This is a genomic window from Anaerolineales bacterium (genome assembly GCA_016928575.1).
In the GTDB taxonomy this organism is placed as follows: Bacteria; Chloroflexota; Anaerolineae; order Anaerolineales; family RBG-16-64-43; genus JAFGKK01.
This window is the reverse complement of record JAFGKK010000104.1, coordinates 21,618-28,502: the sequence shown is the minus strand read 5'-3', so window position 1 is coordinate 28,502 and position 6,885 is coordinate 21,618. Positions and strand designations below refer to the sequence as shown.

Below are 6,885 nucleotides of genomic sequence, written 5' to 3'. Positions count from 1 at the left end.
TCGAGCGATCCGCCCGTCAGCCGCAGGCCGCCGCCGGTGTTCCGGTCCATGGTGACGTAATCCATGGCGAAGTTGGTGTTGATGCCATTCACTCCCGGGCCGACGTTTTCGAACACGGTGGAGTTTGTCAGCGTGATGTCGATGCCTCCGGCGGCGATGAACGAATCGATCCCGCTGCCCTGGTTGACGGCGATTTCCAGATGATCGAGAGCGAGGTCGCCGTAGTTTTCGATCCCGTGGTTGGTGAAGCGCAAGATCTGCAGGCCTTGGATCGTGGCGCTGACGCCTGCGGCGTTTCTAAATCCGCTCGCCGCCGGACCCGCGCCCAAGGAGGATCCGTCCACCCGGATGACCGGTTTACCGCCGTCGAACGTGGGTTGCGAGGTGCCGTCGATCGTCACCGCCTCGGTGATCTCGGGAAGCGCGGCGGCGGGATAGATCACCGTATCCCCGTCCGGGAGGTTGAAGCGGATCGTCTGTGCGCCGGCCAGCGCGTTGGCTTCCTCCATCGCCGCGCGCAGGGTGCACACGGTCGAACCCGCCGCCGTTTGGCATTTGCCGTCGCCGGGGGAGAGGTCGCCGCTGTCTGCGGAGTTGTTGACCGTGAACGGTGGATTGGCGACGCCGCAGGCCGACAGGACAAGGAGGGTCGCGGGGATCAGAATTCTCTTGCAACAGGAAAAAGAACAGAGCGCTTTCATCATTACCTCCACGGCGATTCCGCTGGAAGATGGGAAGGAAGCCGTATTTCTTCTATTGTATAAGCAATTGCCCAAACAGTGCCTGGCAGCGGAGGAACATTGGAGTTTCTTTATAGGTTTTATCGGGGAAGTCCCAGGCAGGATCTACGGCCCCGTCCTTCTCGCTCCGCCCGGAAATGGGCTCGAAAAGATGTATTAAGCCGTTCCCTGCGCGGAATACGGCCTTTTTACAGTGAGGTTCTCTTACTGATAGCAGCGCCCCAAGGTTATCTTTCGGAAGATCTCGCTGCGGGCCAGGATCTTCCCGTCTTTCGCATTGGCGACGAATTGAATTGCCACCCAGATCTCGTCGTTGGACCGTAAATCCCCGATCAGATCTTCCCCGTAAAGGGTCAATTGATACCAGCCTCCCCCTTGTGGGATCATCGCCAAGCCTTCGCTCCAGGGGCCGGCTTGCGTTCCGTTTTTCTCCTCCAATCGGTGGAAGAGTCCCACCGACTGCACATTTTCCTCCGGAGAGACTCTGACCTGAATGGATACTTCTTTTGGATCGCAGGACCGGCCGTAGGCATACACGGTGTCCGTGGAAAAGTTAACCGGACCGAAGAGGATCCCGGCGAGTGTCGGTGTTCCGGTCAGGGTGGCGGTCAGTGTCGGGGTGTCGGTGTCCGCCGGCGGCGTGGCGGTGGCGGGGTCTTCGGCTTCAAACGCACCCATGTCGCAGTGCAATCCCTGCGGGCGCAGGATTCCGCGCTGATCGGTGGGAAGGCAGGCGGCGTCACCTGCGGCGTCGATCGCCGGGCTGCCGGGCAGCAGAGCATGGGTGTAGGTGTTGCCGCCGTTGTCTTGCAGTGGGCCGAGGCCCGCCGCGACACCGGAAAGGTCTCCGGGTAAGGTAAACCCGCAGGAATTGTCGTCGTCGAGATTGTGGCCTCCGGAAATGGAGAGGGGATGGCCGACGCAGTTATGGAGAGGGTTTTCCGCAATAATGGAATTGATGAAGGTGGCGTTGGCTCCATAGGCTTTATAAAACCCGCCGCTCGATTGGATATTCTTCGTGATGGTTACGTGAATAAAGAAGCTTTCTCCGCTTGCCACCAGTACGCCGCCGCCGTAATGCTGTGTGTAATTGCTGCTGATGGTTACATTGTGTAGAGTCAGGATATGGGAATCGCCGAGCGCCAGATACATCCCACCTCCGTCTTGGTAGGATATGTTTTCGGTGAAGGTGGAATTTTCTAAGGTGCCGTTGCAAAGCTCGGCCCACAAACCGCCGCCGGGCCCGCTGTTGGTATTCTCCGATACCGTGCTGTCGGCGATTGACAGGTTAACCCCGCTCAACCGCAATCCGCCTGCGTGATTGGCCTGAATTACTGCCCTTTCCATCGTCAACGCGCCGCCGGTTTCGGCGAGGCCTGTTCCGGCATTCTCTCGGATTTGGGTGTCTTCGATGTGCACCGACGTCGTAGCGGGGGAACCGACTCCGGCATTGTAGGAGATGATCCCGTTCCGGGTATTGCTGCGGATCACGCTGTTATGGAGGATCAGGTTCCCCTGCTCGCTGTAGATTCCGTCGCCGGTGTTGCCTTCGATCGAGGATTCGGAGATGTTCAATTGCTTGGTGTTGTAGATTCCGCCGCCCAGGCCGCCGGCCGCGGGCGCGGAAGAGGCGATGTTGCCTTCGCCGATCCGGCCGATGACGGTTCCTTCTTCAACCCAAAACGCCGGGTTGTTGTTGTCGTTGACGAACACGCCGCCGCCGTGGCGCTTGGCGCGGTTGTTGATCAGCGTGCTGGCCGCCAGGTGCGAGGTGCCGGCGTCGATGTAGATTCCGCCGCCGTCGTACCCGTAGTTGCCGTCGAAGGTGCAGTTTTCCATAATCAGCATCGTGCCCGGCAATCCCCACAGATACAGCCCGCCCCCGTTCTGTCCGCTGGTGTTTCCTTCGATCGTCGTGTTGCGGATGTCCGGATTGCCGGCCATGGAAAGGTAAATCCCGCCGCCGTCGGAGAAGACGGCGTTGTCGGCGACTCCGCCGTGGTTAAGATCGAGCGATCCGCCCGTCAGCCGCAGGCCGCCGCCGGTGTTCCGGTCTATGGTGACGTAATCCATGGTGAAGGTGGTGTTGGTCCCGTTGACTCCCGGGCCGACGTTTTCAAACACGGTGGAATTTGTCAGCGTGATGTCGATGTTTCCGGCGGCGATGAACGATTGGATCCCGCTGGCCTGGTTGACGGCGATTTCCAAATGATCCAGGGTGAGGTTCCCGTAGTTCTCGATCCCGTGGTTGGAGAAGCGCAGGATCTGCAGACCCTGGATCGTGGCGCTGACGCCGGCGGCGTTAATGAATCCGCTCACCGCTGGACCCGCGCCCAGGGAGGACCCGTCCACCCGGATGACCGGTTTGCCTCCGTCGAACGTGGGCTGCGAGGTGCCGTCGATAATCACCCCGTCGGTGATTTCCGGCAGGGCGGTAACCGGGTAGATCACCGTATCCCCGTCGGGGAGGTTGAAGAGAATGGTCTGGATTCCTGCCAGCGCGTTGGCTTCCTCCATCGCCGCGCGCAGGGTGCACACGGCCGCGCCCTCCGCCGCCTGGCATTTCCCGTCGCCGGGGGAGAGGTCGCCGGAATCCGCGGAGTTGTTGACCGTGAAAATGCCGGAGGAAACGCAGCCGGAGGCGAGAAGGAGGATCACCGTCGCAAAAGCGGCCGACCGGAAAGAACATGTTGGTTTCATGTTTCCCTCTATGGATTCCACTTGGCATTCCTTAAAATCAGACACTTAAACAAATTGTATTAGGAAACGAACGTCAGCGCTTGACGGTGGAGGATTACTGGATGTTTTGTGGAGCTTCTTTTTGGGGGAAATCTTACCCGTTATATTTCCGCAGTTCCGGCGTCGCAGCGGCGACCCAGACGGTGGCCAAAAGGCTCCCCAGCCCGCCCAGCACGACCGAGGCCGGAGCGCCCAGCCAGTCGGCCACGGCTCTCCGGCTTGGAACTCGCCCAGCTGCGGCCCGCCCTGGAAGAAGATCATGTTCAGGCTGACCATCCGGCCGCGCATTTCGTCCGGAGTCTGCAGTTGGCGGGCGGTGTTGCGCACGACCATACTGATCATGTCGGTCGCGCCGGTGACGGCAAGGAAGGCGAAGGTAAGCCAGAACGAGCGCGAGATGCCGAAAACGACCGTCGCCAGGCCGAACAAGCCGACGGCGCCGAGCAGCGTGGGTTCGTGGGTCCCGGACGGGGGGTACGGGGCAGAAGGGAGAGGAGGAAGCCCATGGTCAGCGCGCCGATCGCGGCGGCGGAAAAGAGCACGCCGTAACCCTCGGCGCCGACGTACAGGATGTCGGCGGCGAAGATCGGCAGGAGTGCCGTCGCCGAGGCGAAAAAGGTGGCGATGAAATCCAGGAGCATCGTCGAACGGATGATCGGGTGCGAAAAGACGAAGCGCATTCCCTCCTCCGCCGCGCCGAAAGAGATCCGCGGGCGATCCGACGGCTTGTTCTCCAAGCCGTCCATCGCTAGGAGCGAGAAGATCACCGCCAGGAAGGAAACCGCGTTGATCAGGTAAACCCATCCCACCTCCAGCCGGCCGATCATCAATCCCGCCAGCGCCGGCCCCAGCGCGCCCGCCGCTTGCATCATCGTCGAGTTCAGGCTGAACGCGTTGGGAAGATCCTCCCGCGGGACGAGCGCCGGGATGAGCGAATGGCGCGCCGGCATGTCGAACGCGTTGAACGAGGCGCTCAGGATCATGAGGCCGTACAGCCCGGCGATCGTCATCGATCCCGAGAAGGATAACGCGGCGAACCCGAGCGCCACGGCCGCCATCCCGCTTTGGATGACGATCATCAGCTTGCGGCGGTCGAATGAGTCCGCCACCATACCGCCGAGGACGCCGAACAGGAAGATCGGCGCTAGGCGGCACAGCCCGACGGCGCCGAGCGCCAGCGGGTCGCCGGTGAGGGCGTAGACCTGCCACAGGATCGCCGCGGATTGCATCTGGCTGCCGGAGACGCTGACGAACTGCCCGGTCCACAGCAGCCGGAAGTTGTGGTAGTGCAGGGCGGCGAACAGGCGCGGCCGGGCGTGAGCGGACAAGGATTCCTTTTCTCCGCCGAGGGAGGGATTTTTCGCAGAAAGATCGTCCATGGGAGATCCGGATGCTCTTGGATGGTCAGCCGCCCCCCCCTTGTATTCCGGGGATGTCAATCACGATTGGCATGACGACTCGATAAGTACCGGAAATAATAAAGGGCGGACCGTTTTTCAGGCAGCCATGAAAGTGATTTTCGGGGATCAGGTGCCCCAATCCCGCAGGTAGAGGAAATCATAGCCCACGGTGCGGTGGCTGAGTTTGGCGATCGGCGGCAGGACGCGCTTGAATTGGTTGCGGCGCACCGTATCCACCACGCGTTCGACGAAGGCCTTCTTGAAGCCGGCTTCCACGCATTCTTCCGGGCTGTAGCGTTCGTCGACCAGGAGGTAAAGCAGTTTGTCCGCTTCCTCGTAGGTGAATCCCAGCTCGCCCTCGTCCGTCTGCCCGGCCCACAGGTCGGCGGTCGGCGGCTTGGCCAGGATATCCTCCGGCACGCCCATCGCGCGGGCCAGTTGGCGCACCTGGGTTTTATAGAGGTCGCCAAGCGGATTGAGGGCGCAGGCGGAATCGCCGTAGACCGTGGTGTAGCCGAGCAGGATCTCGGTTTTGTTGCCGGTTCCCACCACCAGGGCGTCGAACTCGGCGGATTGATCGTAGAGCACGATCATCCGCTCGCGGGCCATGACGTTTCCTTTCCGGCGGGCGTCCATTTTGGGAAAATGCTCGAAGAGCGGCTCGACCATCGGGGTGATGTCGACCGTCAGCGACTTGACGCGGGAGATTTCGATCACCCTCTGGGCGTGCTGGAGGGAATCCGCGGCGGATTGCTTGTAGGGCATGCGCAGAGCCAGCACGTTCTCCGGCCCGAGCGCCTCCGCCGCCAGGAAGCACGCTAGTGACGAATCCAGACCGCCGGATACGCCTACCACCGCGTGTTTTATCCCGGTGCGTGTGATCTCCTCCTGCAGGAAGGAGGTCAGGATCTTGCGCGCCAGCTCGGTGTTGATCGCCAGGAGTTCGGAGACGTTGACCATCGGCTTCCTCGTCATCGCAGATTGGACGTGCGGCCGCTTTCCACCAAGATCCGCTGCAACTCGCGCTGCATCAGCGCCGTGCGCTCGTCGCGCAGAAGCGGCAGGCGCGCGCGGGTGCGGTGCAATTGGTTCAAGTCGAGTTCCGCCAGAGTCAAGGCTTCCTCGTGGTACGGTCCCTTGGCGATCTGCCGCCCGTTGGGATCGAACACCATCGCACCGCCCCAAAAGTTCAACCCGTCCTCGAAGCCCACTTTGTTGGTATGGGCGACGAACGCGGTGAACGTGTTGGCGTATCCGCGGATGACGCGCTCCACCCAACGCGCCGTTTCCAACTCCGGATTCGGGTGCAGGCCGCGTCCCGGCGAGGAGGACATGAACAGAAAGAGGTCCGCGCCGTCGAGCCAAAGCAGGTAGGGCGGCGAGGCGTGCCAGAAGTCCTCGCAGATGAGCATCCCCATCCGGCCGAAGTTCGTGGTGAAGGCTTGCACCCCGTCGCCGAGCGCGAAAAACCGCATTTCATCGAACATTCCATACGTCGGCAGGTACACCTTGCGGTGGATGTGGACAATCTCACCGTGCGAGAGGTAAGCCGAGGAGATGAAAAAGCGGTTGCGGACGTCCTCTTCGACGAATCCCACGGCGATGTCGAGCACCAGGCTAGCCCTAAGCAGGCGCCGGAACACCGGATCCTCCTCCGTCGGCCGGCAGGCGACCGCCGAGGCGAGATCCTGCAAGGCGTAACCGGTGAGGGACAGTTCCGGGAAGACGACCAGTTGGGCGCCAGCCTTGCGGGCTTGGCGGATGCAGACCAAGTGCTTCTCCAAATTGGCCGGGACGTCCCCGAGTTTGGTGGAGATTTGCGCCAGCGCAAGACGTAGTTTCATGGCGGAAATGATACCACTCCGGACGGGGGAAGGATAGCAAGGCCTCCCCTCGCCGATCGACCGGATCCGCATGACACGGAGTGCGGCTTGCCGAGGACGGACGGGGCGGAGCGCGTGCTATAATCCTCCCGTCGCCCAATCCCAGCGATCGTCCATCACGGA

At 61.7% G+C, this 6,885-nt stretch carries 6 protein-coding genes; all 6 read right to left on the bottom strand.

Annotated features, from left to right (window positions below):
- A partial coding sequence (locus tag JW929_13120) for a hypothetical protein (GenBank protein ID MBN1440342.1) occupies window positions 1-701 on the bottom strand: 701 nt, incomplete at its 3' end.
- A gap of 243 nt (window positions 702-944) precedes the next feature.
- Window positions 945-3,440 carry a hypothetical protein gene (locus tag JW929_13115; protein MBN1440341.1) on the bottom strand — a complete coding sequence of 832 codons (2,496 nt, stop codon included), beginning with the start codon at window positions 3,438-3,440 and terminating at the stop codon, window positions 945-947.
- A 45-nt stretch (window positions 3,441-3,485) separates the two neighbouring features.
- Entirely contained in the window at window positions 3,486-3,908 is a 423-nt protein-coding gene (locus JW929_13110) for an MFS transporter (GenBank protein MBN1440340.1), read from the bottom strand.
- Window positions 3,818-4,858, bottom strand: a complete 1,041-nt coding sequence (locus tag JW929_13105) for an MFS transporter (protein MBN1440339.1) — start codon at window positions 4,856-4,858, stop codon at window positions 3,818-3,820. Before JW929_13105 ends, JW929_13110 begins: the two co-directional genes overlap by 91 nt.
- 147 nt (window positions 4,859-5,005) lie before the next feature.
- Window positions 5,006-5,839, bottom strand: coding sequence for an NAD+ synthase (locus JW929_13100; GenBank protein MBN1440338.1), 834 nt, complete (start codon window positions 5,837-5,839; stop codon window positions 5,006-5,008).
- Between the two features lie 11 nt (window positions 5,840-5,850).
- Window positions 5,851-6,723, bottom strand: a complete 873-nt coding sequence (locus JW929_13095; protein ID MBN1440337.1) for a hypothetical protein — start codon at window positions 6,721-6,723, stop codon at window positions 5,851-5,853.
- Between the last annotated feature and the right edge of the window lie 162 nt (window positions 6,724-6,885).

Excerpts from the sequence above, each read along its gene's own strand:
- JW929_13115 (MBN1440341.1), bottom strand. The coding sequence starts at position 3,440 with ATGAAACCAACATGTTCTTTCCGGTCGGCCGCTTTTGCGACGGTGATC.
- JW929_13100 (MBN1440338.1), bottom strand. The coding sequence starts at position 5,839 with ATGGTCAACGTCTCCGAACTCCTGGCGATCAACACCGAGCTGGCGCGC.
- JW929_13105 (MBN1440339.1), bottom strand. The coding sequence starts at position 4,858 with ATGGACGATCTTTCTGCGAAAAATCCCTCCCTCGGCGGAGAAAAGGAA.
- JW929_13095 (MBN1440337.1), bottom strand. The coding sequence starts at position 6,723 with ATGAAACTACGTCTTGCGCTGGCGCAAATCTCCACCAAACTCGGGGAC.